This is a genomic window from Haloferula sp. BvORR071 (assembly GCF_000739615.1).
GTDB lineage: Bacteria > Verrucomicrobiota > Verrucomicrobiia > Verrucomicrobiales > Akkermansiaceae > Haloferula.
This window is the reverse complement of the sequence record NZ_BATP01000060.1, coordinates 174,537-198,475: the sequence shown is the minus strand read 5'-3', so window position 1 is coordinate 198,475 and position 23,939 is coordinate 174,537. Positions and strand designations below refer to the sequence as shown.

19 protein-coding genes are annotated in these 23,939 nt (G+C 63.9%); 9 read left to right on the top strand and 10 right to left on the bottom strand.

Annotated features, from left to right (window positions below; translation table 11 throughout):
• Positions 1-7: 7 nt before the first annotated feature.
• Positions 8-1,435 (top strand): FAD-dependent oxidoreductase, encoded by a 1,428-nt coding sequence (locus tag BV071_RS31200; protein ID WP_035616103.1) that lies wholly within the window; start codon positions 8-10, stop codon positions 1,433-1,435.
• Positions 1,436-1,441: 6 nt separating this feature from the next.
• On the opposite strand, the gene BV071_RS31195 is transcribed toward BV071_RS31200, so the two are convergent.
• From BV071_RS31195 to gpmI, 4 genes are all read right to left on the bottom strand, one after another.
• Positions 1,442-1,999 carry a sigma-70 family RNA polymerase sigma factor gene (locus BV071_RS31195; protein ID WP_035615952.1) on the bottom strand — a complete coding sequence of 186 codons (558 nt, stop codon included), beginning with the start codon at positions 1,997-1,999 and terminating at the stop codon, positions 1,442-1,444.
• Positions 2,000-2,046: 47 nt separating this feature from the next.
• Positions 2,047-5,076: a serine/threonine-protein kinase gene (locus BV071_RS34020; protein WP_052574099.1), complete on the bottom strand. Its 3,030-nt coding sequence runs from the start codon at positions 5,074-5,076 to the stop codon at positions 2,047-2,049.
• A 106-nt stretch (positions 5,077-5,182) separates the two neighbouring features.
• On the bottom strand, positions 5,183-5,659 hold the full coding sequence (locus BV071_RS31185) for a hypothetical protein (protein WP_035615950.1): 477 nt from the start codon (positions 5,657-5,659) through the stop codon (positions 5,183-5,185).
• A gap of 206 nt (positions 5,660-5,865) precedes the next feature.
• Positions 5,866-7,416, bottom strand: a complete 1,551-nt coding sequence (gene gpmI, locus BV071_RS31180) for a 2,3-bisphosphoglycerate-independent phosphoglycerate mutase (RefSeq protein WP_035615948.1) — start codon at positions 7,414-7,416, stop codon at positions 5,866-5,868.
• A gap of 292 nt (positions 7,417-7,708) precedes the next feature.
• On the opposite strand from gpmI, the gene BV071_RS31175 reads away from it, so the two are divergent.
• The 6 genes from BV071_RS31175 to BV071_RS31150 all read left to right on the top strand — a co-directional run bounded on the left by BV071_RS31175 (position 7,709) and on the right by BV071_RS31150 (position 17,476).
• Positions 7,709-9,610 (top strand): potassium transporter Kup, encoded by a 1,902-nt coding sequence (locus BV071_RS31175; RefSeq protein WP_035616099.1) that lies wholly within the window; start codon positions 7,709-7,711, stop codon positions 9,608-9,610.
• 290 nt (positions 9,611-9,900) lie between these two features.
• The gene (locus tag BV071_RS34015; protein ID WP_052574098.1) at positions 9,901-10,911 is read left to right on the top strand and encodes a patatin-like phospholipase family protein; all 1,011 of its coding nucleotides are present in this window, start codon (positions 9,901-9,903) and stop codon (positions 10,909-10,911) included.
• Positions 10,865-12,328 (top strand): AMP-binding protein, encoded by a 1,464-nt coding sequence (locus BV071_RS31165; RefSeq protein ID WP_265595128.1) that lies wholly within the window; start codon positions 10,865-10,867, stop codon positions 12,326-12,328. Before BV071_RS34015 ends, BV071_RS31165 begins: the two co-directional genes overlap by 47 nt.
• A gap of 12 nt (positions 12,329-12,340) precedes the next feature.
• The gene (locus BV071_RS31160; RefSeq protein ID WP_035615944.1) at positions 12,341-13,600 is read left to right on the top strand and encodes a thiolase family protein; all 1,260 of its coding nucleotides are present in this window, start codon (positions 12,341-12,343) and stop codon (positions 13,598-13,600) included.
• An 8-nt stretch (positions 13,601-13,608) separates the two neighbouring features.
• A complete protein-coding gene (locus BV071_RS31155; protein WP_052574097.1) occupies positions 13,609-15,645 on the top strand; it encodes a 3-hydroxyacyl-CoA dehydrogenase NAD-binding domain-containing protein in 2,037 nt (678 codons plus the stop codon).
• Positions 15,608-17,476 carry an acyl-CoA dehydrogenase family protein gene (locus tag BV071_RS31150; protein WP_081886359.1) on the top strand — a complete coding sequence of 623 codons (1,869 nt, stop codon included), beginning with the start codon at positions 15,608-15,610 and terminating at the stop codon, positions 17,474-17,476. Before BV071_RS31155 ends, BV071_RS31150 begins: the two co-directional genes overlap by 38 nt.
• A 4-nt stretch (positions 17,477-17,480) precedes the next feature.
• Here BV071_RS31150 and BV071_RS31145 read toward each other — a convergent pair whose 3' ends face one another.
• Positions 17,481-17,900 (bottom strand): hypothetical protein, encoded by a 420-nt coding sequence (locus BV071_RS31145; protein WP_265595127.1) that lies wholly within the window; start codon positions 17,898-17,900, stop codon positions 17,481-17,483.
• A 125-nt stretch (positions 17,901-18,025) separates the two neighbouring features.
• Here BV071_RS31145 and BV071_RS31140 point away from each other — a divergent pair, with 125 nt between their 5' ends.
• Both BV071_RS31140 and BV071_RS31135 read left to right on the top strand, forming a co-directional pair.
• Positions 18,026-18,676: a DUF4328 domain-containing protein gene (locus BV071_RS31140; protein ID WP_081886358.1), complete on the top strand. Its 651-nt coding sequence runs from the start codon at positions 18,026-18,028 to the stop codon at positions 18,674-18,676.
• Positions 18,677-18,761: 85 nt separating this feature from the next.
• Positions 18,762-19,439, top strand: coding sequence for a DUF4328 domain-containing protein (locus BV071_RS31135; protein ID WP_035615938.1), 678 nt, complete (start codon positions 18,762-18,764; stop codon positions 19,437-19,439).
• On the opposite strand, the gene BV071_RS34595 is transcribed toward BV071_RS31135, so the two are convergent.
• The 5 genes from BV071_RS34595 to BV071_RS31105 form a co-directional block, all read right to left on the bottom strand.
• The gene (locus BV071_RS34595) at positions 19,395-20,444 is read right to left on the bottom strand and encodes an NUDIX domain-containing protein (RefSeq protein WP_075091057.1); all 1,050 of its coding nucleotides are present in this window, start codon (positions 20,442-20,444) and stop codon (positions 19,395-19,397) included. The two genes, BV071_RS31135 and BV071_RS34595, sit on opposite strands and share 45 nt — an antisense overlap.
• A gap of 245 nt (positions 20,445-20,689) precedes the next feature.
• Positions 20,690-21,853 carry a hypothetical protein gene (locus tag BV071_RS31120; protein ID WP_265595126.1) on the bottom strand — a complete coding sequence of 388 codons (1,164 nt, stop codon included), beginning with the start codon at positions 21,851-21,853 and terminating at the stop codon, positions 20,690-20,692.
• Positions 21,850-22,413, bottom strand: coding sequence for a hypothetical protein (locus tag BV071_RS31115; protein WP_035615933.1), 564 nt, complete (start codon positions 22,411-22,413; stop codon positions 21,850-21,852). Before BV071_RS31115 ends, BV071_RS31120 begins: the two co-directional genes overlap by 4 nt.
• Entirely contained in the window at positions 22,410-23,174 is a 765-nt protein-coding gene (locus BV071_RS31110) for a hypothetical protein (RefSeq protein ID WP_035615930.1), read from the bottom strand. Before BV071_RS31110 ends, BV071_RS31115 begins: the two co-directional genes overlap by 4 nt.
• Positions 23,175-23,567: 393 nt before the next feature.
• Positions 23,568-23,939: a DUF721 domain-containing protein gene (locus BV071_RS31105; RefSeq protein WP_035615928.1), complete on the bottom strand. Its 372-nt coding sequence runs from the start codon at positions 23,937-23,939 to the stop codon at positions 23,568-23,570.

Sequence of the window (23,939 nt, the reverse complement as noted above, 5' to 3'; positions counted from 1 at the left end):
CCACCCCATGAATACCCCAGCCGCACAAGTTCCCGGAATCCACGAAGACTACGACGTGCTAGTGCTCGGCTGTGGAGAGGGCGGGAAGTTTGCCGCGTGGTCCTTGGCACGAGCTGGCCAGCGGGTCGCGGTGATCGAGCGCAAATACATCGGCGGCTCCTGCCCGAACATTGCCTGCCTCCCGAGCAAGAATGTCATTCACAGCGCCAAGGTGGCGTCGCTTCTAGGGCGCGGAGAGGAGTTCGGGGTCATGACCAGCGATCCGGTCATCGATATGTCAGCGGTCCGCGAGAGGAAGCGCAAGATGGTGACCGGCTTGGTTGAAATGCATCTGAAGAACTTCGAGACGAGCGGCACCGAGCTGATCTTCGGGTCGGGACAATTCGTGGAGCCTAAGGTCATCCAAGTGACATCTGCCGACGGGAGCATCCGGCTCCTGCGCGGCAAGAAGATCATCATCAGCACCGGCAGCCGCGCCCGCGTGGAGCCCCTGCCAGGCATGGTGGAGGCCGCGCCGCTCACCCACATCGAGCTGCTGGAGCTCGACACCGTCCCGGAACATCTGGTCGTTCTGGGTGGTGGCTTTGTCGGTCTGGAGCTTGCCCAGGCGATGCGGCGCTTCGGCAGCCGGGTTACCATCATCGACCGAAATCCACGACTTGCCCCAAGCGAAGACGAGGATGTCTCCGCAGCACTCCAGCAACTATGCGCGGACGAAGGTATCCCGCTGGTCTTGAAGTCGGTCGTGACACGGGTCGAGGGAAGATCGGGCGATGCCGTGAAGCTGACCGTGACAAACGGGAGCACGGAAGACCTCCAGCAAGGAACACATCTTCTGGTTGCCAGCGGACGCCTCCCGAATACCTCCGGAATTGGCCTGGATCTTGCCGGGGTGGAGGTCACCGAGCGCGGCCACATCCAGGTGAACGAACGCCTGGAGACCACGGCTCCGGATGTGTTTGCAGTGGGAGACTGTGCCGGCAGCCCGCATTTCACGCACATCGCCTTCGACGACTTCCGGATCGTCCGGGATAACATCCTCGGAGGGAATCGGGTCACCACCCACCGGCAGTTGCCCTTCTGTCTATTCACCGATCCCGAGTTCGCCCGGGTCGGCTTGAGCGAAACCGAGGCGAAGAAGGAAGGCGTCGCCTATCGCAAGGCCACAGTCCCGATGGCCGCCGCGCTGCGCACCCGCACCCTGTCCGAGACCCGCGGCTTCATGAAAGTGCTGGTCGCGGCGGACAGCGACCGCATCCTCGGCATTACCGTTTTCGGAGTCGGAGCCGGTGAGATCATGGCCGTGGTCCAAGTCGCCATTCTGGCAGGTCTGCCCTATACGGTGCTGCGGGATGCGGTCTTCGTCCACCCGACATTGCCCGAAGGATTGATCCCGCTCTTCACTGCTATCCCTCCCTTGGGGACCAGCAAGTAGCCGCGCCTACATCCCCTCCTCCATCTCGCGGAAGAGCCAGGCGCGGGAGAAGTTCCAGTAGTTCTTCACCGTGGATACCGAGATGGCTAGAAGCTCCGCGATCTCCTCATGGGTCATGCCCACGAAGAAGCGGAGCTTCACCACCTTCGCCTGGAGCGGATGCTCTTGGGAGAAGCGGTCGAGAGCCTCGTGGAGATCCAGCATCTGCTGATCGGTGATCGGGGCAACCAATTCGAATTCCTCGATCTGAAGCCGCTCCAGATCACCGCCGTGCTTGGGAGTAAGCTTGCGCCGTGCGCGGTCGATCAGGATGTGGCGCATCGCCTCGGCCGCCGCCGCAAAGAAGTGCCCGCGGTCTGCGAAGCTCGTCTTGTCCGAGCCCGCCAGCTTCAGCCAGGCCTCGTGCACCAAGGCGGTCGGCTGCAGGGTCTGGCCTGCGGGCTGTTGGGACATCCGGTAGGCAGCGAGCTTGCGCAGCTCGTCATAGACCATCTGGAGCAATTCCTCCGCGGCTTGTGGTCGCCCTTCCTGGACGGCGGTCAGGATCACGGTGAAATCGTTCATGGCGGAGGAGTGGCCACTGCATAAGTCATACCAGCGGCGGGAAGCAATCACCTGCTCGTTTTGCCATCCACCACCATCGCCCGTGCCTCCGCCAGCAAGTCCCGGGCGATGATCCAGTCCCGCCAATCCCTGCCCAGGTTCATTGTCTCGATCTTTGGCAGCTTGCCTTCAAAGACCGCACTTGCTCGCCCAAGCGCCGCCGCCGCATCCTCCGGCCGCTTCATCGCCTGCAAGGCGATCGCCCGCACCGCCAGCGCCGCGGCCTCCGGCTGCGGCATGGAATCCCCCACCCCGGCGGCAAGTTCCGCCGCCGCAGTGAAATCCCCCCGACGAAGCTCGGCCAGCGCCTTGCAAACTTGCAGGGACGGCGCGGAGACATCATCCGCTCCCTCCTCCCGCGGCAGGTCCAGCATGCGGGCCACCGCTTCCAGATCACCTGCCGAAGCCGGGCGCATGAGACAACACTTCGCCATGCGGTGGGCAGTCACGCGGTCGGTCGTTGCCGCAAATCGCGTGAGGATCTCCGCACACAGCTTCCGGTAGGCCTCCTCATCGCCACTGGCCGCCAGCGCCGGTGCCAGCCGGTGATAGTAATCCTGCTTGTCCGGCTTGATCGCGACCAAGCGAGCGGCATCCTCCGCCGCTTCCCGCCATCGGCCGGTCCGTGAGCGGAACTCCGTGCGCATCTCCAGCACGGGCACGAACTGCGGCGATCCCGCGAACTCCGGCGCCAGCAATTGATCGAACACGGCATCCGCTTCCGCGAACTTCTTCTGCTCTTGCAAGGTGACCACCAGGCAGCCGATCGCGACGTCGGCCATGTTGCTATAGTCGCCACCCTGGACGAGGCTGTGCGCCACGTATTCGCGATACAGGGGCTCCGCCTCGGCGAATACACCCGCGTTGCGATACAGTTCAGCCAGTCGGAAGGTCGCATCCAAGCGTTCGGGATGCTCCACGTGGAAGCCTTTCCGGAACGCCGCCACGGCACGAGCAAGGCACTCCCGTCCCTCGTCGCTGCGTCCCTGCCCCAGCAGTGCGGCGGATAGATTGCTCAATGTCCGCGCCTCTTCCGGAGAGTCCTCCTCCCCCAAGTGCTGGCGCGCCGCTAGCACCTCACGGAACATGGGCTCGGATTCCTTGTATCTCTTCGAATCATGGATGACCACGGCCAGGTTGCTCATCCCGTTGACCACATCCGGATGATCCGGTCCGAGGTTCTTTTCGCGCCAGGCAAGCACCCGGCGCATCAGCGCCTCGGCCTCCTCGTGCCGCTTCTGGCGAGAGCGCAAGATGGCGAGCCTTTCGATCGTCAGCATCCCTTGCGCCCCTTCCTCTTCACCAAGCTCAATCCACAGGGCGCGTGCCGACTCCAAGGAGTCTTCAGCCTCATCGTAGCGGCCTTCCATCAGCACGATCTGGCCGAGTTGGGTCCGGGCGACGGCGACTCCGGCACCATCGGGAGGAAAGCTTGCCTTGCAGAGCTCCAAGGTCCTGCGGAACATTCGCTCGGCCGAGGCGTGGTCACCCATCTGGCTGTAGGATTCCCCCATCACCGAGCGTAGCTTGGCTTCCACCTCGGGCTGATCCGCCAGCTCCTTGCCGATCGCCTGGTCGGTCCGGGCGAGCAGGTCCCGCACGATCGCGAGGTCACGCCCCGGCGCCACTGCCAGCGCATCCCCAGTGAGCATCTTGCCCAGGAAGCCGCTCACCTGGATGTTCTTCGCGGTTTCCTTGCGGGCCTTGTCTTTCTCGATCTCGGCTTGCTGGTGCGCCGCTTTTTCCCTGGCCAGCAACACGGAAACCACGGCCAGGCTGCCCACCAGCAAGAGCGCGATCACCGCAATGCCGCCCACCAGCAGGCGGTTGCGCGCCGCCAGCTTGCCGAGCTGATAGAGCAGGCTCGGCGGCCGGGCCGCAACCGGTTCATCCGCCAGGTAGCGCTGCACTTCCATCGCCAGGGCATTGGCCGTCGGGTAGCGCCGCGTCCGGTCCTTCTCCATGGCCTTCATCACGATCCAGTCGAGATCGTGGCGCAGCATCCGCACCAGCTTCAGCGGCTCCGACTGCCGAAGCTCCGCGACCTTGCCGAGATCGGCGGCAGGCATCGCCTTCAAGCGCGCGGACGGACGCAGCGGCACCTTGTCCAGAATGTCCCGTCGCACCTCATCCAGCCCGCTCTTGAAGGGATCCCTCAAGCCGAAGGGTGGCACACCTGTTAGAAGCTCGTAGAGCAGCACGCCCAGGCTGTAGATGTCCGTGCGGGTATCCAGGTCCGAGCTCTTCATCGCCGCCTGTTCCGGGCTCATGTAGTTCGGCGTGCCCATCAGCATCTCCTGCGCGGTGAAGAGGGTCTTGTCCGTCAGCTGCTCGCCGCTCATGGCCTTGGCGATGCCGAAGTCGATCACCTTCGGCAGCGGAGAGCCTTCACCCGTGGTGCTCACCAGCAGGTTCGAAGGCTTGATATCGCGGTGGATGATCCCCTTCTGGTGCGCGTGCTGGATCGCGTGACAGACCTGCACGAAGAGCTCCAGCCGCGCGCGGACCGTCAGCGAGTGCCCATCGCAATAGCTGGTGATCTTCTCGCCGCGGACCAACTCCATCACGAAGTAAGGCCGGCCGCTTGCCGTCGCCCCGGCGTCGTAGACCTGCGCGATGTGCGGGTGCTCCATCATCGCCAGCGCCTGCCGCTCCGACTCGAAGCGCGCGATCACGCTGTTGCTGTCCATGCCGGGCTTCACCACCTTCAGCGCGACCTCCCGCCGCACCGGCGCGTGCTGCTCGGCGCGATAGACCACGCCGCAGCCGCCCTCTCCGATCTGCTCCAGCAGCGTGTATCTGCCAACCCGCTGGCCCGGGCGCTCACCGATCGTCTGGCCCTTTCCGCTGGGAATCAGATTCATCCCTTCTTCCAGGAATTCCCCGGCGCTATCGTGAGCCCGTAGCAAGCCCTCCACCTGATCGCGCAAGCCGGTATCGCCCGCACAGGCGCGATCCAGGCAATCCGAGCGCTCCGTGACGGGACGCTCCAAGGCCTGGTTGAAGATCTCGATGACCTGCTCGGGGGAAAAGTTCATCGCTGCCCGCATTTCTTCCCGAATTCGGGAGGAAGGACAAATGGAAAGGGCTGGCCCGCGTCGGCTTTCCCCGCTTCGTCCCGTCGGGCCTCTAGAGCCCCGAGGCTCAACTGCCGGAGTGGGCAATCAGCACCAGAGCGCCATCCTCCGCCACGGGGAGATTGCCGGCCTTGATGCAGTTGGAGAGTTGCAGGGCGGGAAGATTTGCACTCTCCGGATGCACCTTGATCAGGCCATCAAAGTAACTCAGGGCTAGTGCGAGGTGCTTCCTCCGCGGGTCCACGATTCCCAAGCCTGTCCAGTCACCACGCTTGGCGACGATCCACTCCCAACCAAATTCGCGGCAAACCGCCCTGCCCCACAGAGAGCCCAAGGCCATCGGGCAATCCTCTCCCAATGGCATCGGCGGCTTCCTCCGGAACAGCCCGGCCCTCGTATTCTGACGGCAAAGGAACTCGTGGATCTCCTGATGGATGATTCCGGGAGCCGCATCCTCGGGAAGCCCCAGCAGATCGAGGGCGGCGAAACACGCAGCTCCGATCGCTCTTTCCTCATGTTCGCCCAAGGCCGCGACTTCAGTCATGGCTTTGGAGATATCTAGGATGTAAAGCAGAGCGAGACCAAAGTCCTCACTACCTCGCCTAACAGGCCCCCATCCCCGCTTCCCGACGCCAGGAATCCAGAGCCTCGAAGGGCACCACTGAGATAGCCCACCACCATTGATGGCTGGCTTACTCCAAGGTGGCTGCGCCGCTGCTAACAGCTGCGCAGCCCTCCCCTCGCCGCACTTCACTTTTTCTTCGCCAGCAAGGAAGCCCCCGTCATTTCCTTCGGCTTCTCCAGACCCATCATCTCCAGCAGGGTCGGCGCGACGTCCGCGAGGATGCCGTCCTTCACCTGATACTTGTCCGCATCCGCAGCCACGTAGATCAGATGTACGAGATTCGTCGTATGCGCGGTGTGAGGGGAGCCGTCCGGATTGATCATATACTCGCAGTTCCCGTGGTCCGCGGTGAGCAGGAGCTTGCCGCCGAGCTTGAGGGTGGCATCCACCACCTTCTCGCAGCAGGCGTCGATCTTCTGGCAGGCCTTGATCGCGGCTTCCACCACGCCGGTGTGGCCGACCATGTCGGGATTGGCGAAGTTGATGATGACCAGGTCGTAGTCCTTGATCTTGGAGAGCACGAAGGCCGTCACCTCATCGGCGCTCATCTCCGGCTTCAGGTCATAGGTCGCCACGTCCTTGGGCGATGGGATGATGCCGCGGTCCTCGCCCTTGTTCGGCTTTTCGATGCCGCCGTTGAAGAAGTAGGTCACGTGCGGATACTTCTCCGTCTCCGCGATCCGGAGCTGGGTCTTCTTCGCCTTCGCGGCGGCCTCGCCCAGGCCCATCTTCAGGGTCTGCGGGCGGAAGATCACCTCGCACTTGTAGTTCTTGTCGTACTCCGTGAGCGTCACATAGGTGACCTTCGGGCGGCGACCGGCCTTGAAGTGCTTGAACTCGCCCTCCGTAAGGAAGGTCTCGGAGATCTGGCGCACCCGGTCCGCGCGGAAGTTGAAGAACAGCACCACGTCGCCATCGCGCACCAGCTTCTTGCCCGGCGTTACGAAGACCATCGGCAGCAGGAACTCATCGGTCTTGCCTTCCTCATACTTCTCCTGGATCGCCTCGGATGGCAGCACGTCCTTCGCCTCGCCGATGCCGTGGACGATCGCGTCCCAGGCCAGCTTGGTGCGGTCCCAGCGCTTGTCGCGGTCCATCGCATAGTAGCGGCCGGTCACCGTGGCGATGCGGGCACCGTATTTGGCGATTTCATCCTCCACCTTCGAGACATAGCCCGCCCCGCCGGTCGGCGAGGTATCGCGGCCATCGGTGATGGCGTGGACATACATGTCGCTCACGCCTGCCGCCTTCGCCAGTGCCACCATCGCGCAGAGGTGGTCCTGATGCGAGTGCACCCCGCCATCGGACAGCAGCCCGATGAAGTGCAGGCGCTTGCCCTTCTCCGCGGCGGTCGCCAGTGCTTTCTTGAAAACCTTGTTCTTGGCCAGGGTGCCGTCCTCGATCGCCTTGTTGATGCGGGTCAGGTCCTGGTAGACGATCCGCCCGGCGCCCAGATTCAGGTGGCCCACCTCGGAATTCCCCATCTGCCCCGCCGGCAGGCCCACGTCCAGGCCGGAGGCGCTCAGGAAGCCCTTCGGGTACTTCTCGAACATCGCATCGTGGAACGGCGTCTTGGCCAGCAAGGTGGCATTGCCATCCTTCTTGGCAGTCTTCTGTCCTCCGGGGTTCACACCCCAGCCGTCGCGAATGATAAGCACCACCGGTTTCTTGGCCATTTCGGGGCCGCGTTTAACGGCCTGCGCGGCCAGCGTCCAGCGGGGATTCCGCCACAGCGGGAAGTCCCCGACATGAGCCCATCGGTCCCATGGGTCCCACAAGACCTGTTTCCCCACCGGAAGGATGACCCGCCGCCCGCCCGTAATGCCCTGCCCCACGTGCTCCTCAGGCTTCTTCCTCCCCCGCCAAGCACAAAATCGCCGACTTTTTAGACAGCCAGGGCGGGGCTTTTCGCTAGCCACCGGGCATCCGGGGTGATTGGAAAGCGGGGCGGCCGAGCTGGTCGCCACGATGAAGAATCATTCCGACGGCCATTGCGGCCGCCAGCCCGCCCTCGCCGCCGCCTCTTTGGCGGCCCTCGGCATTGTTTTCGGGGACATCGGCACCAGCCCGATCTACGCCTTCCGTGCCTGCTTCAATGCCGAGCAGCATGGCGCCCCGATCAGCGCGGAAAACCTCGTGGGGGCAGCCTCCCTGGTCATCTGGTCCCTGATCCTGGTCGTCTCGCTCAAGTACCTCTTTATCATCCTGCGCTTGGACAACCGCGGGGAAGGTGGGATCCTGGCTCTCTCCGCCCTGATCCGCTCCGGTGCCCGCCGCCTAGGCGGCAGCGACCCGAAGACCGTGCTCTTCCTCGGCCTCGCCGGTGCCGCCCTGATTTATGCGGATGGCATGCTCACCCCCGCCATCTCCGTGCTCAGCGCCGTGGAGGGCCTGTCCGTCAGCGCCCCGGTGGTATCGGATTGGATCCTGCCCATCTGTGTGGGCGTCCTGATCGGGCTTTTCGCAATCCAGCGCTTTGGAACTGGCCGTGTCGGCGTGATCTTCGGCCCGGTGCTCCTGCTGTGGTTCTTCGTCATTGGTGCCCTAGGCCTGCGGATGGCGCTCAAGCACCCTGCGATCTTTGGCGCGATCAGTCCGCATGCGGCCCTGATGTTCATGATCCACGAGTGGCATCATGCCTTCCCCCTGCTGGCATCAGTCTTCCTGGCCGTCACTGGGGGTGAAGCCTTGTATGCGGACCTCGGTCACTTCGGCGTGAAGCCGATCCGCGCCGCTTGGTTCACCGTGGTCTTCCCCGGACTCGCGCTGAATTACCTCGGCCAAGCCGCCCTGCTCACCGAGGACCCGGCCGCGATTGAGAATCCCTTTTTCAAGCTCGCTCCGGAGGCCCTGCGGCTCCCGCTGACCATCCTCGCCACCTGTGCCGCGGTGATTGCCAGCCAAGCGCTTATTTCCGGCGCATTCTCCCTGACCACCCAGGCCGTGCAGCTCGGCGTGCTGCCGCGCGTGCGCATCCGCTACACCTCCGAGCACTCCGCCGGACAGGTCTACGTGCCCTCTGTGAACAAGCTGCTCGCCATCGCCTGCATCCTGCTGGTGCTCTGGAAGAAGGAGTCCACCAAGCTGGAAGCCGCCTACGGCATCGCCATTGCCCTGACCATGGCCATCACCTCGCTGCTCTTTTACTCCGCCGCCATCGCGGTCTGGGGCTGGAGCAAGGTGAAGGCCTTGGCCATGACCTCGGCTTTCATGGCCGTGGATGGTGCCTTCCTCGCGGCGAATACCCACAAGATCGTCGACGGCGGCTGGCTTCCGCTGGTGGCCGGTGGCGCGATCTTCGCCATTATGATGACCTGGCTCTGGGGCCGTGCCCGCCTCTACGCCCGCCTCTCCCGCGAGGCCCTGCCGGTCGCCGCCCTGCTCACGGATCTCAAGCGCGGCTCGATCCACCGCGTGCACGGCACCGCCGTCTATATGAGCGGTCGCGGCGACACCGTACCCACCGCCCTACTCCACAACCTGAAGCACAACCAGGTGCTCCACGAGAAGGTCGTGCTGCTCCACGTCCACACCCTCGACCAGCCCTACGTGAATCCCCGCGAGGCCGCCGAACACTTCGACCTCGGGGAAGGTATGCATCGCGTGAATCTCAACTTCGGCTTCGCGGACACGCCTGATGTGCCGGACGCGCTGAAGAACCGCCTGCCGGACGAAGTGAAGTTCAATCCCGGCAAGGCCACCTACTTCCTCGGCCGCGAGAGCTACGGCGTCGGCAAGAACGCCAGCGCCCTCGACCGCATCCGCCTCGCCCTCTTTGCCGTCATGGCGCGAAATGCATCGCCCGCCACCGCCTACTTCCGCCTGCCCCCGGGCCGCGTGGTCGAGCTCGGCGCGCAGATCACCTTGTGAAAGGTAGTCCGCTCAGTCCCCTGAGCGGACGAAGCAGCTCTAGCGGCTGCCCTCCCAAGGGAACGAACACATTCACTTCCGTGTGTTCTGCGTATTCCGTGGTTTGATTCTCCCCGCTGTTTGAATTCCGCGGAGTTTCGCGTCCTTTCGCGGTTCGACTCCGCTCCGTTTGAAATTGCCTCGCCCGAAATCTTCCACGGAAGGTTTGCTTTCCGTCGAACGCCAGCTACTGTTAGGTAGAAGGTGGATCGGGATGAACCGGTCCATCCAACAGGAAAGGACCCCGTCCTATGCTTGGCAATATCCTGCGTTTCTTCCGCGGCGACCCTCGCCATCAGCGAAGGGAAAGACCGCTGGATGACGCTCCTCTGCCGAAGCTGGGACTGGCCCTTTCCTCGGGTGGTGCCCGCGGCCTCGCTCATGTGGGAGTCCTCCAAGTGCTGGAGGAGAACCAGATCGAGGTCCATGCCATCGCGGGCTCCAGCATGGGAGCCTACATCGGTGCCCTTTGGGCCGCCGGTTTCTCGGGCAAGGCGTTAGAAGAACTCGCAGAGGAGATGCACGACCGCCGTCAGCTTTGGCGACTGGCCGATCCGATCTTCCCACCGATGAAGGGGCTCTTCCATGGCCTCAAGGCCCGCGCCCATCTCGAACGCTCTCTGGGCGACCTCTGCTTCGAGGACCTCGAACGCAAGGTTCTCGCCGTCTCCGTGGACATCGATACCAAGGAGCGCATCGTCTTCCGCAGGGGCCGCATTGCCGATGCTGTGCACGCCTCCTGCGCCATGCCCGGCATCATCGCCCCCGTGCTGATCAACGGCCATCGCTGCGTCGATGGCGGAGTGATCGATCCCGTTCCGGTAGGAGCGTTGCACAAGTTCGCCGACGTCGACCGAGTCCTCGCCGTCTCCGTGGTGCCGACCTTCCAAGACGTGGATGAAGGCCTCTGCCGCAACGATGACGAGCCACCACCAAGCTGGCTCAAGCGCTTCGGCCGCACCCTCAACGGCAACGTCAACCTCCTCGCCAAGGGCAACATGATCGACACCTTCCGCCAGGGCATCCGCGCCGCACAGATCCGCCTGGCCCACGAGTCTTGCAAGCGCGCCGACCTCTGCCTGCGCCCTGAGCATTTCTTCGCGCCCTGGCATGACTATGCCGGGTTCCGGCGCTTCATCGATGCCGGCCGCAAGGTCGCGACCGAGAACCTCGATGAGATCCGCGCCCTGCTGCGCCCCGATTTCCGTCAGACCCATGAAACCTCGCCCTACATATCCATGGTGGGCCACGACGTCGCGTGACGAAACCCACTTCCGCCAGGACGTGCTCTTGAGGCGCCTCCTGCACGACCGTGTGGTGCCATTCACGGCCTATTACTCGAAGCTCTTCCGCGAGCACGGCATCGAAGCCGGTGACATTCGCGGCACCGACGACCTGGCAAAGTTGCCCTTCACCTCGAAGCGGCTGTTAGAGAACCCCAAGGACTTCGTCATCATCCCGGACGAGTCCGCCCTCAGGCACCAGTGGTCGAGCATCCGCCATGCTCTCACGCACGGCCCCGCCGCCACCAAGCAAATGCTGGAGGAAGAACTCAGGCCGATCCTGATGACCAGCACCACCGGCCGCAGCGCCGCACCGGTGCCTTTCCTCTACACGAAGCACGACATCGCGAACCTGGAGGAAGGCGGCCGCCGCATGATGGAGCTCGCCAATTCCGATCCTTCCTGGCGGCACATCAATGCCTTCCCCTTCGCGCCGCACCTCGCCTTCTGGTTGGCCCACCATGCGGGCACCGGATTCAATACCTTCATGCTCTCCACCGGCGGGGGCAAGACCATGGGTACCGATGGCAACCTGCGCCTGATCGGCAAGGTCCAGCCGGACGCGATCATCGCGATGCCGACCTTCTTCTATCACCTGCTCCAACAATCGGCAGCGGAGAAGATCCAGTGGCCGAATCTCAAGCGCGTGGTGCTCGGCGGCGAGAAGGTCCCGAATGGCATGCGCAAGAAGCTCGCCGCGCTCTGTGCGGAACTCGGCGCACCCGATGTCGCGATCATGGCCACCTACGGCTTCACCGAAGCAAAGATGGCCTGGATCGAATGCATGCCGGAGAAGGGTGGCAAGCCCACCGGCTACCACATCTATCCGGACATGACCTTCATCGAGATCATCGATCCTGAGACCGGCGAGCGTGTGCCCGACGGCCATCCCGGTGAGATCGTCTGCACGCCGCTGGATGCACGCGGCACCGTGGTCATCCGCTACCGCACCGGCGATCTCGTGGAGGGTGGCCTCACTTGGGAGAAGTGCCCCTGCTGCGGCCGAACCTGTCCGCGCTTGTTAGGCAAGATCTCCCGCGTCTCCGACATCCGTCGCCTGAACATCGGCAAGCTCAAGGGCACCATGGTCGACTTCAACGCGCTGGAGAACTTGCTCGACGATACCGAAGGCCTCGGCGCCTGGCAGATCGAGCTCAAGAAGCGCAACGACGACCCGCTCGAAAGCGACCTCGTGCTGGTCCACGCCGCGCCTTCCAACGGCTGCGATCGCAATGTCCTCAAGCAGCGCATCAGCAACCGCTTCGGCCAAGCGGTCGAGTTCACGCCGAATGACATCGTCTTCCACTCCTGGGACGAGATCCGCCAACTGCAGGGCGTGGGCAAGGAACTCAAGGAGCAGAAACTGGTCGATCACCGGCCGACCCTCGAAAACTAACTGAACCCTGCCATGAGTGATCTCCATATCATTGCCGGACTCCGGACGCCCTTCTGCCGCTTGGGCTCGGACTTCGATGGACTGAGCGCGGACGACCTCGGCCGCCACGCCTGTACCTCGCTGCTGCTACGCACCGGCATCGACCCCGCCTTGATTGATGAAGTCATCTTCGGCTGCGTCGCCCAGCCTGCAGATGCTGCCAACGTCGCGCGCATCATCGCCCTGCGCTCCGGCATCCCGCAGCACATCCCAGCCGCCACCGTGCACCGCAACTGCGCCTCCGGCATGGAAGCGATCACCGCCGCCCACCAGCGCATGGCGGCCGGCATGGGCGATCTCTTCCTCGTCGGCGGCACCGAGAGCATGTCGAGCGTGCCAATGATGTTCTCGCACGCCAGCGCGCTGAAGTTCGGAGAACTCGCGAAGGCCAAGCAGACCGGCCAGAAGATCACCGCCATCGCCGGCTTCCGCCCCAGTGACTTTAAGCCCCGCGTCGGCCTGCAACTTGGCCTCACCGATCCCTACAGTGGCATGATCATGGGCGACACCGCTGAGATCCTTGCCCGCGAATATCACCTGACCCGTGAGATGCAGGATGCCTTCGCCGCAGAGTCTCACCGCAAGGCCATCGCCGCCCGCGACAAGCTCGCGGAAGAAATTGCCCCCGTGCATCTGCCCGGCCACGCCGTGATGCAGGACAACGGCATCCGCGAGGACTCGACTCCCGAAAAGCTGGCCAAGCTCAAGCCGATCTTCGACCGCCAGACCGGTAGCGTCACCGCGGGCAATAGCTCGCAGATCACCGATGGCGCGGTTGCCCTCTTGGTCGGCAGCGAGTCTGCAGTCAAACGCCTCGGCATTGAACCGCTGGGCCGCCTCACCGGCTACGCCTACAGCGGCTGCGATCCCAAGCGTATGGGCCTCGGCCCCGTGCACGCCATCGCCCTTGCCCGCCAGCTCACCGGTCTTTCTCCCGAGGATGCCGATCTCGTGGAGATCAACGAAGCTTTCGCCGCGCAGGTTCTCGCCGTGCTCGCCGCACTCAAGGAGCCCGCGAAGTCCGGCCACAACCTCCACCCGGTCGAGATCCCGCCCGAAAAGCTCAACCGCCGCGGCGGCTCGATCGCCCTCGGCCACCCGGTCGGCGCCACCGGTGCCCGCCTTGCGCTAACCGCTCTTCATCAACTCCGCGAAACCGGCGGCAAGCGCGCCTTGATCAGCGCCTGCGTCGGTGGCGGCCAAGGAGCCGCCCTCTGGCTCGAACACAACTGACCATTGCCATGAACCATCTCCACTTCCAGATCCAAGACCGCCACGGCGTCCTGACCTTCGACCGCGAAGGCTCCTCGGCGAACATCTTCGACCGCGACGCGCTCGTGGAACTCTCCGCGAAGCTCGATGCGCTCTCCGCCCATCCCGAGTTGCAAGGCCTGCTGATCCGCTCGGCCAAGCCGACCATCTTCATCGCTGGCGCCGACCTCAAGGCACTCAGTTCTGCCCAAGGTTCAGATCTCCGCGACCTGATCGAACTCGGCCAAGCCACCTTCCAGAAGCTCGCCAAGCTCCCCTTCCCGACCGTTGCCGCGATCCACGGTGCCTGCGTCGGCGGCGGACTTGAGCTCGCCCTCGCCTGCGATTGGCGCGTGGCCAGCGATGCGTCCGCCACCAAGATCGGCCTGCCGGAGACCAACCTCGGCATCCTGCCCGCCTGGGGCGGCACCACGCGATTGCCCCGCCTCATCGGCCTGCCCACGGCGCTGCCCCTCATCCTCGGCGGCAAGATCATGGTCGCGAAGGCCGCAAAGTCGAAGGGCATCGTCGATGCCGTGGTCCCGCAGGAGAACCTTGAAGCCTACGCGCTGACCTTCTTCAAACGCGGCAAACGCCGCCTGCCCCATCGCCCGCTCCTTCACAATGGCATCGTCGCACCGCTGATCGGCAAGAAGGCCCGCAAGGCTCTGCTAGAAAAGACCCGCGGCCTCTACCCGGGGCCCGAAGCCGCTCTCGAGGTGGCCATCCAATCCTGCCACGGCCCGCTCGAGGAAGGCTTCAAGCGCGAGCGCGATGCCATCTTGCAACTCGCCCCGCGCCCCGAGACCCACCAGCTCATGCGCCTCTTCCTCCTGCAGGAACGCGCCAAGAAGCACCGCATCGTGCAGGCCGAACCGCATAAGGTCGGCCGCTGCGCCGTCATTGGTGCCGGGGTCATGGGGGCGGGCATCGCTTATTGGCTCAGTGCCCGCGGCCATGAGGTGGTCCTGCGCGACATCAATGACGAGGCCATCGCCAAGGGTATCAGGGCCATCGCAAAGAACTACGATGAAGCCCGTAATCGCCGGGTCTTCACCCCTACCGAGACCCAGCGCGGGCTCGATCGGATTCTTCCCTCTGCTGTCCCAGTCCCGCTCGACCGCTGCGATTTGGTCATCGAAGCAGCGGTCGAGCGACTGGACATCAAGAAGAAGGTCTTCGCCGATCTCGCCGCCCGCACCCGTCCGGACACCATCCTCGCCACCAATACCTCGGCCCTGCCGGTGCACGAACTCGCCGAGGTGGTTGGCAATCCCGAACGCCTTGTCGGGCTGCACTTCTTCAATCCAGTGCACCGCATGCAACTGGTGGAGGTGGTCCGCACCCCGCAGACCTCGGACGCCACCCTCGCCACCGCCGTCGCCTTCGTCCGCTCGATCGGCAAGCTGCCGGTGGTGGTCCAGGACGCCCCGGGCTTCCTCGTCAACCGCATCCTGATGCCCTACCTCGTGGAGGCCGCGAAGCTCTTCGAACGCGGCGGCGATCCCAAGGCTATCGACGACGCGATGCTCGACTTCGGCATGCCGATGGGCCCGCTGCGCCTGCTCGATGAAGTCGGCCTCGATGTCGCCGCCCATGTCGCCCGCACCCTCGCCGAGGCCTTCCCCGAGCGCATGAGCGTGCCCGCCTTGCTCGACAAGCTCATCGCCGGCGGTCATCTCGGCCGCAAGTCCGGATCCGGCTTCTACAGCTACGAGGGTCATCGTACCACACCAAATCCCGCCGCTCTCAATCTCCGCACCGGCAATCAAGCGGCACCCGCCGATACCGCGGCGCTCCTCGCCCGCAGCATGAGCGACGAAGCCCGTCTCTGCCTCAACGAACACGTCGCGGACACCGCCGATGACATCGACCTCGCGATGGTTCTCGGCACCGGCTACGCGCCCTTCCGCGGCGGCCCCCTCCAATACCAGATCGACCAAGCCATGCGGCCCAAGGCCACGGCTCAACCTAGCACCCCGAGATCCCATGAAAGCTTCACTCACGCCACCCACCGCCACTCCTGATCCGGAGAAGAAGCCCGCGAAGCCGGCCGAAGCCTCGATCATCGACACCACGAAAATGTCGGCGGGCCAGCGTGCCGCTCTCGAGCTCGCCGAATCTTCTCGCGATAGCCGCGAACTCAGCGGATTCGCGGCCTCGATCTTCGATGGAACCCCGGACTTCAGCGTGCTCTTCCCCTTCCCGGAACAGACGCAAGACGATCGCGCCGAGGGCGACGCATTCCTCCAGAAGCTCGGGACCTTCCTCCGCGAGCGCACCGATCCCGATGCCATTGACCGCGACGGCGAGATCCCCGATGACGTCATCCAGGGCCTCGCCACCCTCGGTGCCTTCGGCATCAAGATCCCGAAGGATCTCGGCGGCCTCGGACTCTCGCAGACCAACTACTCGCGCGCCGCAATGCTCCTGGGTGGCCACTGCGGTAATCTAACCGCCCTGCTCTCCGCCCACCAGTCGATCGGCATCCCGCAGCCCCTGCTCGCCTTCGGCACGGATGAGCAGAAGAAGAAGTATCTCCCGCAATGCGCCGCCGGTGGCATCTCCGCCTTTGCTCTAACGGAAACCGAAGTCGGCTCCGATCCCGCGCGCATGAAGACCAGCGCCAAGCTCTCCGAGGATGGCAGTCACTGGATCCTCGATGGCGAGAAGCTCTGGTGCACGAATGGCCTCAAGGCCAAGCATCTCATCGTGATGGCCCGCACCCCCATGCCGGGCAAGCCGAACGCCATTACCGCCTTCATCGTCGAGACCGCATGGCCGGGCGTGGAGATCGTGACCCGCTGCCGCTTCATGGGCCTGCGCGCGCTCTACAATGGCGTGATCCGCTTCACCAATGTGAAGATCCCCCGCGAGAACGTGGTCGCGGGCGAGGGCAAGGGTCTCAAGGTAGCTCTGACAACGCTGAACACCGGGCGGCTCACCCTCCCCGCCGCATGCGTTGGCCTGCTCCGCCGCTGCCTCGATATCGCGGTCTCCTGGTCGCGCGACCGCGAGCAATGGGGCCAGGCCATCGGCAAGCACGAGGCCATCGCCGGCAAGCTCGCCGACCTTGCCGCGGATGCCTTCGCCACCGAGGCGATGGTCCGCTACACCTCTGCCTTAGTCGATGTCGACAAGCACGCCGACATTCGCTTGGAAGCCGCAATGGCCAAGCTCTGGGGCACCGAGGCCGGCTGGCACGGTGCCGATAGCACCATGCAGATCAAGGGTGGCCGTGGCTACGAGACCGCCGACTCCCTGCGCAATCGCGGCGACAAGCCAGATCCGATCGAGCGCCTGCTGCGCGACAGCCGCATCAACACCATCTTCGAAGGCTCCACCGAGATCATGCATCTCTTCATCGCCCGTGAGGCGCTCGACCCGCACCTGCGCCGTGGTGCCGCCGCGCTCGATACCCGCAAGGCCGCCGGCGAACGCCTCTCCGCCGCTGCCAAGGCCGGCGTGTTCTACGCCAAGTGGTATCCCGCCCGCTGGCTCCCGGGCTCCGGCCACATCCCCCACGCCCTCGACCGGCCCCTTAAGCATGGCCTCCACGATGTCGCCAAGCTCAGCCGCAAACTGGCCCGCACCCTCTTCCACTCGATGGCGAAGAACGGCCCCAAGCTCGAACGCCGCCAGCTTCTGTTAGGCCGCCTTGTCGATATCGGCACCGAGCTCTTCGCGATGAGCGCCGCCATCGCCTACGCCCACTCGCTGAAGGACGAAGCCTCGATCAAAACCGCCCGCTTCATCTGCCACCGCGGCAAGCGCCGGATCGCAACTCTCTTCAGCGACGCCGCAAAATCACCCGACGCCGAGGCCTACCGCCTCGCCAAGAGCCTGCTGGAGAGCTGACCGCTCAGCCCCTCGCCCCCTTCGACAAGCCCGCTTCGAGCTTCGAGAGGAACTCGGCGATGGGCTTAACCGCGTGCGTCATCCCCGCACGCTCCATCACCGCGAGCGTGAGCAGCGTTCCCGCGAGGCCGAAAGAAAAGACCGCATAGTAAAGAGCCAGCCGGGAAAACCACACTCCCCAGCGGCGCAGATCCCGCTCGCCATCCCGGCGGGTCCAGAGCATGGCCAGCGGATGCCCGCTGCCCTTCGCCAGCAGTGCGCGGCGGTAGCCCCCTGGATCCTTCATCATCGCACGCCCAGCCCGCCAACCCAGCGTACTCAGGATGCCCACCACCGTGGCGATCATCGCCACGATCAGGGCATGCCCGGAATTGATGGCGGTGGCCGCGAGCAGGCAGGGCGCCATCGCAATCGGCATGGACATCACTTCAGGCACAACAGCTGCATCATCGCCTCTGCGCCCGGCAAATCAAGCTCGCGTGGCGGAACGATTCCCCCATTCGCACGCTCGTATCGACAGCGCCGCCGGCTCCGCTAGTCTCCCCGCGAATGTCCGTCCCCCCCTCGGAAAATCCCTATGAGACCCCACGAGCCGATGCCGACCAGCCCGGCCCCTCCGTCCCTAGGGAATCCCCTCGCCTCCTCGCATGGCTCGCCTGCGTGCCCCATGGCGTGGCCATCCTGATGTCCCTGCTTTTCGTCTTGGCAGCCGCGCTTGGCTTCCGCATCCCCCAGCATATCGCCCTTCCCTACCGCACGGTCTTCTCCATCCTGCACATGGGCTCTTGGGTGCTCTTCCTGCTCTGGGTCTATCAGGCCGCCGCCTGCGCCCAGGCCATCGCCCCCGCCACAGCCTTTCCTCCCCGCCGTGCGGTCGGCAGCTACTTCCTGCCCATTTTGAATCTGGTGCTACCCTACCAGGCCATGAACCGCATCGCCCGGATCGCCCTCGCGCCCTCGGGCCACGCCCATGTCGTCGGCTGGTGGGTCATTGCTGTCCTCACTTACATCGCCCCCATCTACGTCGCCGTGATCGACGCGTTGATCCACAGTCAAGACGCCAGCTTCACCGCAAACTATGTGCAGAGCACAGCTTACCTCGTGCTGCGCACTCTGGATGCGATCCTGGGCATCGCTCTGGTGATCCGGATTACCCGCGGCTTGGAGAAATACTCCCCAAACGAAGCCGCGCATCATTAGGACCGAGTCGATATCAGCAGCTGAAGTGACACGCGCGGCGTGACAGTTGGACGTTTGCAGCCTCCTTCCCTAGCAACCCCGACAAATGCCCTCACCGGACACAAATCCTTATGCCGCCCCTCGAGAAGGACCAGCGGACATCGACACCTCGCCTGCCTTGGACTTGGAGGGCATCAAGAATCCCCGGCATCTCGCCTATCTTTCCTGTTTCTTTTACTTCATGACGGTCTTCGGCACTTGGGCCGTGGGCAAATTCTTTCCCCATATAGCCACACCAAGAACGCACTACCTGACCTATATCACCCTCTGTTTGACCACTGGCATCCTCTTCCTCTGTTGGAAATATCGCGCCGCATGGAATGCCCGGAAAATCGATCCCTCCCAGATGCCCGTCACTCCCGGCAAAGCCGCTGGCGGGTACTTCATTCCCCTGGCCAATTTCGTGATCCCTTATCGCGCCATGCGAGGCATCGCGCGAGTCTCGCTCGGCAAGAGTGCCGACGGCTTGGTCATCGCGTGGTGGGCCTTGGTCGTGATCCGTTACATCATCCCGGGTTACGCGAGTCTGTTCGTTGACCGGGTTTTCCCTATCCCGGGCGATCCCCCCCTATTCATACTATTCGGAAAGATCGCCTCCACCCTAAGCTGGATCCTCTTGGCCACCGGCATCTCACTCGTCCTCCGGATCACGCGGGCTCAAACGCCAACCACTGCCCCCTCACACCGGATGCTCAATAATCCCTTGATTCAGCGCCTCGACTAACAGCGTCCGCGTCGGCCGGTTCAGATCCAGCCCCATCGCCTCCGCTGGAGTGACCCAGCGATAGTCCTGCGCTTCCTCGTTCAGGGTCACTTCCCCGGCCTTCACCCGTGCCACGTAGTTCAGCAGCAGGAAGTGCTCCGGCCGTAGGAACTCATGCGAGTCGATGCAATCCTGCACGATCACGAAGCGGATGCGATCGATATCGAGGCCCGTCTCCTCCTTCACCTCGCGGCGCAGCGCATCCTCCGTGCTCTCGCCGCGTCGAATCTTCCCACCCGGGATGCCCCAGCGGTGGCCCCACTTGTGCGTACGCAGCATCAGCAGCTTGCCCTGCCCGTTGTGCAGCAGCGCCCCTACCGTTGCCACCGGCCGTGGCCGGAATCCGGGACGGCCCACAAAGCGCCGCAGCGCATCAAGGTCGGGCACTGTTAGATCCGGCCGAGCCTCGGACAGAGGCCCCGCCAAGGTATACCCCGTGAGCACCGCGATGGAGGTCAGCTTGCCGTGCCGTGCCGTGTCCACGTCATGGGTCATATCCCCAATAAAGGCAGTCTCCTCCGCCACCAGCCGGTGCTTGGTCAGGATCTCGTGGATCAGCTCGCGCTTGTCCAGGACCCCCGAGTAGGTCGCCTCAAAATATCCCGCCAGCCCCAGATCCGCCAGCTGCCGCTTGAAGGCCTCGCTGTCCATGCTGGTCAGCACGAAGGCACGGACCCCGTGCTGCCGGCACCACTCCAGCTTTTCCCGCGCGTGCGGCAGGACGGTCACCGCCGCCTTGCTCTCATTGAAGGCCTTACGGAAGTGCACCTCCAGCTCCTCCAGCGGGACCCCGGGCAGCATCTCCTCGTAAAACTCCCGGTACGGCAACCGGAAGACCCGCCGGAACTCCTCCCGGTCCAGCGCCGGCTTTCCGTAGATCGCCAGCACGGCATTGGTGGCCTCCAGCACTGGCGGCAGGTCATCGACCAAGGTGCCGGACCAATCGAAAATGAAATTGCGGAACATTATGGGAAGGTTTCCACACAGGAAACCAGCTCCCGCCAATCTTCCAATCACGAAACCCAACGAAACGAAATCAAGCGGGATGATCTCCCCGATCCTCTGAGCGGAGGAATGGCTCCCGGTGCGACCGATGGAAAGGGGGGAAACTTCCACCAATCAAGGCCCGCTCCCGCAGACCGGACCATCACCGGGAACCACACAGCCGCCCACAGGACCGAGGGGATCACCTCGCTCCAGGGACTCGCCGCCTAGTTCCCCTCCGAATTTACCAGGTTCCCGTGGACCTCGATCGTCCGGTCGAGATCGAAGCTCACGTAGCTCACTCGTTCCGGCTGGCGGTTGTTGAAGGGCGTCGTCGTCAGCACCTCGATGGTATAGGTCCCGTCCGGCCCTACGTCCGCATCAGTCACGCTCAGTGGCACCACCGCATTCTGCGGCGCGTAGGTATTGAAGGACACGACCGAGGAAGCGATCACCCTGCCAACCTTCCCCAGCACCGGGGCCCCGGGATAAATCTGCGCATAGGTCACGCTGTCCGGATACAGATCGGTGCAGACCACGCGGGCCGCCGATGGCACCGCGGTGTAGCGCTTGCCAGCCTCAATATTCTCCACCACCGCTTCGGACACCGGCCAGATCTGAATCGTCGCCGAGCCGATCGCCACTTGGCTGCCCGAGCTGCCCAAGGGCACCTTCGCCGTGAAAGTTTCCTCGCCCACCGCCTTGGTCGGCCTCCCGAAGGGCAGCATCTGATAGACGGTGCTGTCGGTGAAGTCACCGTTGCGACTGAATTCGAAGGACTCGTCGTAGCTCCCCTGTCCCGCTCCGTTCGGGTAGGGCACATAGAGCTGTGGATGGTAGATTTTGAAATCCCGGTCCACGCGGGTCTTGGTGATGCCGCCACGCGGGTCGCTGGGATCGGCCAGCTTGCGCACGGAAATGCCGAAGCCATAGGGCCGGTCGGCCCGCGTCCGCGGCGGCTGGTAGGGATCCTCCGAGCGCAGCGTCACCGTCGCTTCCGGCAGGTAGGTGCCCACCGCCTTTTCATCGAGCAGCTTGGCCACTGGGTCTGGGTCACCGGATCCTCCAAGGATGATGTCCAGATGGATGCCCAGCAAATCCAGATCGAGCAGGTGCGAGTCGAGCGAGACATTCGCATGCGCCAAGGTTCCCGCATTCAGGTCCAGCAGGCTCCAGGGATTGTACTGCTCGTCCTCAAAGGCGTAGAGCTGCAGGATCGCCCCATCACCCTCCAGGGGTTTGGAGAGAACCTCGCCGGTCGTTCCCGTCAATGGGATGTCATAGACCACGGATTGGCCGCGGATGAGCTGGATCTGCCGCACGAAGTCGACTGCCCGGGCAGGCAGGCCGGCGGCCACAATCAAGGCACTGCAAAGGAGGAGGGGTTTCATGGCTTGTGGGAGGAGGCGGTCGAGGCAGGAACAGGCGGAGACAGAACGGTCACGGGATTGCCGCGGAAGGTGGCGATCACGACTTTCCCGCCACCGGTGAAGACGGCGCGGTCCGCATCGGTGAAGCCAGCATCGCCGCGGATCTGCTCCATGCTCACTTCGCGCGTGCAGACCCAGCTGCGGTGGGCAATCAGGAAGTCGGTCCAAGTGACCAGCGTACCGTGGGGCGCTTTCAGAATTCGCGCAGCCAGCGTCTCCGGACAGTAGAGAACCGAGCCCTTCGGCAGGATCACGCTGCTTTCACCTTCCCCAAGGAATTGCGAGAGCTCCGCCAGCGAGAAGGGTTTCGGAGTCTTCGGCAGCACCTTCGGCTGGCCTGCTTCCGCGCGCTTCGCGGCCAACTCCTCGTCTCCAGTCAAGTCTTGGGAAGGCCCCGTGGGATGCTCGGGCAGATATTCCGGTCCGGTCCCGGAGCGCCGTGCTTCCGGCTCTTCTTCCGCATGCGCCACGATGGCTTGGAACACGATCAATGCCGCGATGATCTTCAGCAGCAGTTTCATGGTGTCCGGGAAACTTTTTTCCAGCCTTGGCCTTGGAGGCCGCTGAGGTCGATGGTCAGACTGAGGAGGTCCGGTGCCTGGATAGCGGGTAGATTGAGCAGGCCCCCGTTGCCGGATTGGGAGGATGAGGGCGGCGTGCCGAGCACCGTCAGATTCAGATCCCCCAGGTCCAGGCCGAGGAAGGGCGGGCGATAGACCGGTGGAAGCTCCTTGCGGTTGATTTGGAAGGAGATCGGAACCGCACTGCCATTCAGCACCGAGTTCGAGGAGATCGTCATGGTCCCCGTCATCACCGGTGGCGCGGCGTGATACTCACCCAGCACGTAGAAGTAGCCGCTGGGATTCAGGTTGTAGTATGACGGCACAGACAGCAGGGCACCCAAGAGCCCGGACCCCACCAAGTGGAAATTCAGGTTCACGTCCGCCTTGTGTTGGGGGTCGCTCAGGGTCCACAGCGGACCATACTGGTAACGCGGCCCCACCGAGGTCCCGGGCGTGCTGCCGCTCACGGAGAGCCTCTCGGGATAGAGGTTCAGCAGCCCCGTCTGCAGGGTCACGTAGGCCGTCGAGTTCACCACCGCGCCGGTGGGAATCAACCCCAGCAATTTCTCACGAAACTGATTGCTGAGCAGCACGGTACTGGCCGCGCTATTACCGAGGGTAAGTTTTCCCGCCACGCCAAAGACATCATAGCGATAGGGTTTGCCGAGCGAGACGAGGCGCGAACGATTGCCCTCAGTGAGGGTGACCGAGCCGTTCATGCCGGGAGCCCAGCATTCCACCTGCGCTTGGGCGCAAGGCACTAGGCTACAGAGCGCGAGGCACAGAGCACTCGCACGGAGGAGAGTCCGCGGATCCATGGCTGGTTAACTGTAAGGGGGTTCGGGGGATTTTTCCGCAGAGATTCTGCGGGGGTGCTGCGCTTCCGGAAGAGGTGGGACTCGACCTGAAAGCGGGTTGGATGGCTCAAGCGCCCGAAGGGACTTCAGGGAACTTGATCGCTATGAGCCTCCTATATTCGTGGGACTTAAACAAGAAGCCGCCGGGACCTTCTACTTATTGGCCTCATAACTCGCTGGCGTGCCAAAAGTGCCGAAAAAACCCCCTAAGCCATTGAACAAGGGGAACCTGCGCACATCCATGCAACCGTTCCCTCAACCCACCATAAAGCGGATGCTCTTCACCAAGCCCGCCCCCGCCGCTTCCTGAATATTCTTCAACAGGACCCCGCGCGTCTGCTCTAACTGGAAGCGGATAGCCGGCTGCAGCACATGCAGTGTCAGGCAGCCACCCTTGAGCGACACAGGAGTGGCGTGGCGTGACACGAAGTCCCCCGCCACTTCCTTCCACATCGCCCGCAGGCGCTCTTCGTCGATTCCCTCCGTAGCCCCGGCCTGGCGCAGGATTCCCGCAAGGAACTCCTTGGGGAGATGCACCGAGGCGTCAAAACGGGCCGGCTCGTCGCCTCCCCGCCATTCCCGGAGGATCGCGCGTCGCATCGCCTCCAGCCGGGATTCCTTGGCCAT

Coding starts and splice junctions, on each gene's coding strand:
- BV071_RS31200 (WP_035616103.1), top strand. CDS start 8: ATGAATACCCCAGCCGCACAAGTTCCCGGAATCCACGAAGACTACGAC.
- BV071_RS31135 (WP_035615938.1), top strand. CDS start 18,762: ATGCCCTCACCGGACACAAATCCTTATGCCGCCCCTCGAGAAGGACCA.
- BV071_RS34020 (WP_052574099.1), bottom strand. CDS start 5,076: ATGAACTTTTCCCCCGAGCAGGTCATCGAGATCTTCAACCAGGCCTTG.
- BV071_RS31195 (WP_035615952.1), bottom strand. CDS start 1,999: ATGAACGATTTCACCGTGATCCTGACCGCCGTCCAGGAAGGGCGACCA.
- BV071_RS34015 (WP_052574098.1), top strand. CDS start 9,901: ATGCTTGGCAATATCCTGCGTTTCTTCCGCGGCGACCCTCGCCATCAG.
- BV071_RS31110 (WP_035615930.1), bottom strand. CDS start 23,174: ATGAACGGCTCGGTCACCCTCACTGAGGGCAATCGTTCGCGCCTCGTC.
- BV071_RS31120 (WP_265595126.1), bottom strand. CDS start 21,853: ATGAAACCCCTCCTCCTTTGCAGTGCCTTGATTGTGGCCGCCGGCCTG.
- BV071_RS31105 (WP_035615928.1), bottom strand. CDS start 23,939: ATGGCCAAGGAATCCCGGCTGGAGGCGATGCGACGCGCGATCCTCCGG.
- BV071_RS31175 (WP_035616099.1), top strand. CDS start 7,709: ATGAAGAATCATTCCGACGGCCATTGCGGCCGCCAGCCCGCCCTCGCC.
- BV071_RS34595 (WP_075091057.1), bottom strand. CDS start 20,444: ATGTTCCGCAATTTCATTTTCGATTGGTCCGGCACCTTGGTCGATGAC.
- BV071_RS31185 (WP_035615950.1), bottom strand. CDS start 5,659: ATGACTGAAGTCGCGGCCTTGGGCGAACATGAGGAAAGAGCGATCGGA.
- BV071_RS31145 (WP_265595127.1), bottom strand. CDS start 17,900: ATGTCCATGCCGATTGCGATGGCGCCCTGCCTGCTCGCGGCCACCGCC.
- BV071_RS31150 (WP_081886359.1), top strand. CDS start 15,608: ATGAAAGCTTCACTCACGCCACCCACCGCCACTCCTGATCCGGAGAAG.
- gpmI (WP_035615948.1), bottom strand. CDS start 7,416: ATGGCCAAGAAACCGGTGGTGCTTATCATTCGCGACGGCTGGGGTGTG.
- BV071_RS31165 (WP_265595128.1), top strand. CDS start 10,865: ATGAAACCTCGCCCTACATATCCATGGTGGGCCACGACGTCGCGTGAC.
- BV071_RS31140 (WP_081886358.1), top strand. CDS start 18,026: ATGTCCGTCCCCCCCTCGGAAAATCCCTATGAGACCCCACGAGCCGAT.
- BV071_RS31155 (WP_052574097.1), top strand. CDS start 13,609: ATGAACCATCTCCACTTCCAGATCCAAGACCGCCACGGCGTCCTGACC.
- BV071_RS31160 (WP_035615944.1), top strand. CDS start 12,341: ATGAGTGATCTCCATATCATTGCCGGACTCCGGACGCCCTTCTGCCGC.
- BV071_RS31115 (WP_035615933.1), bottom strand. CDS start 22,413: ATGAAACTGCTGCTGAAGATCATCGCGGCATTGATCGTGTTCCAAGCC.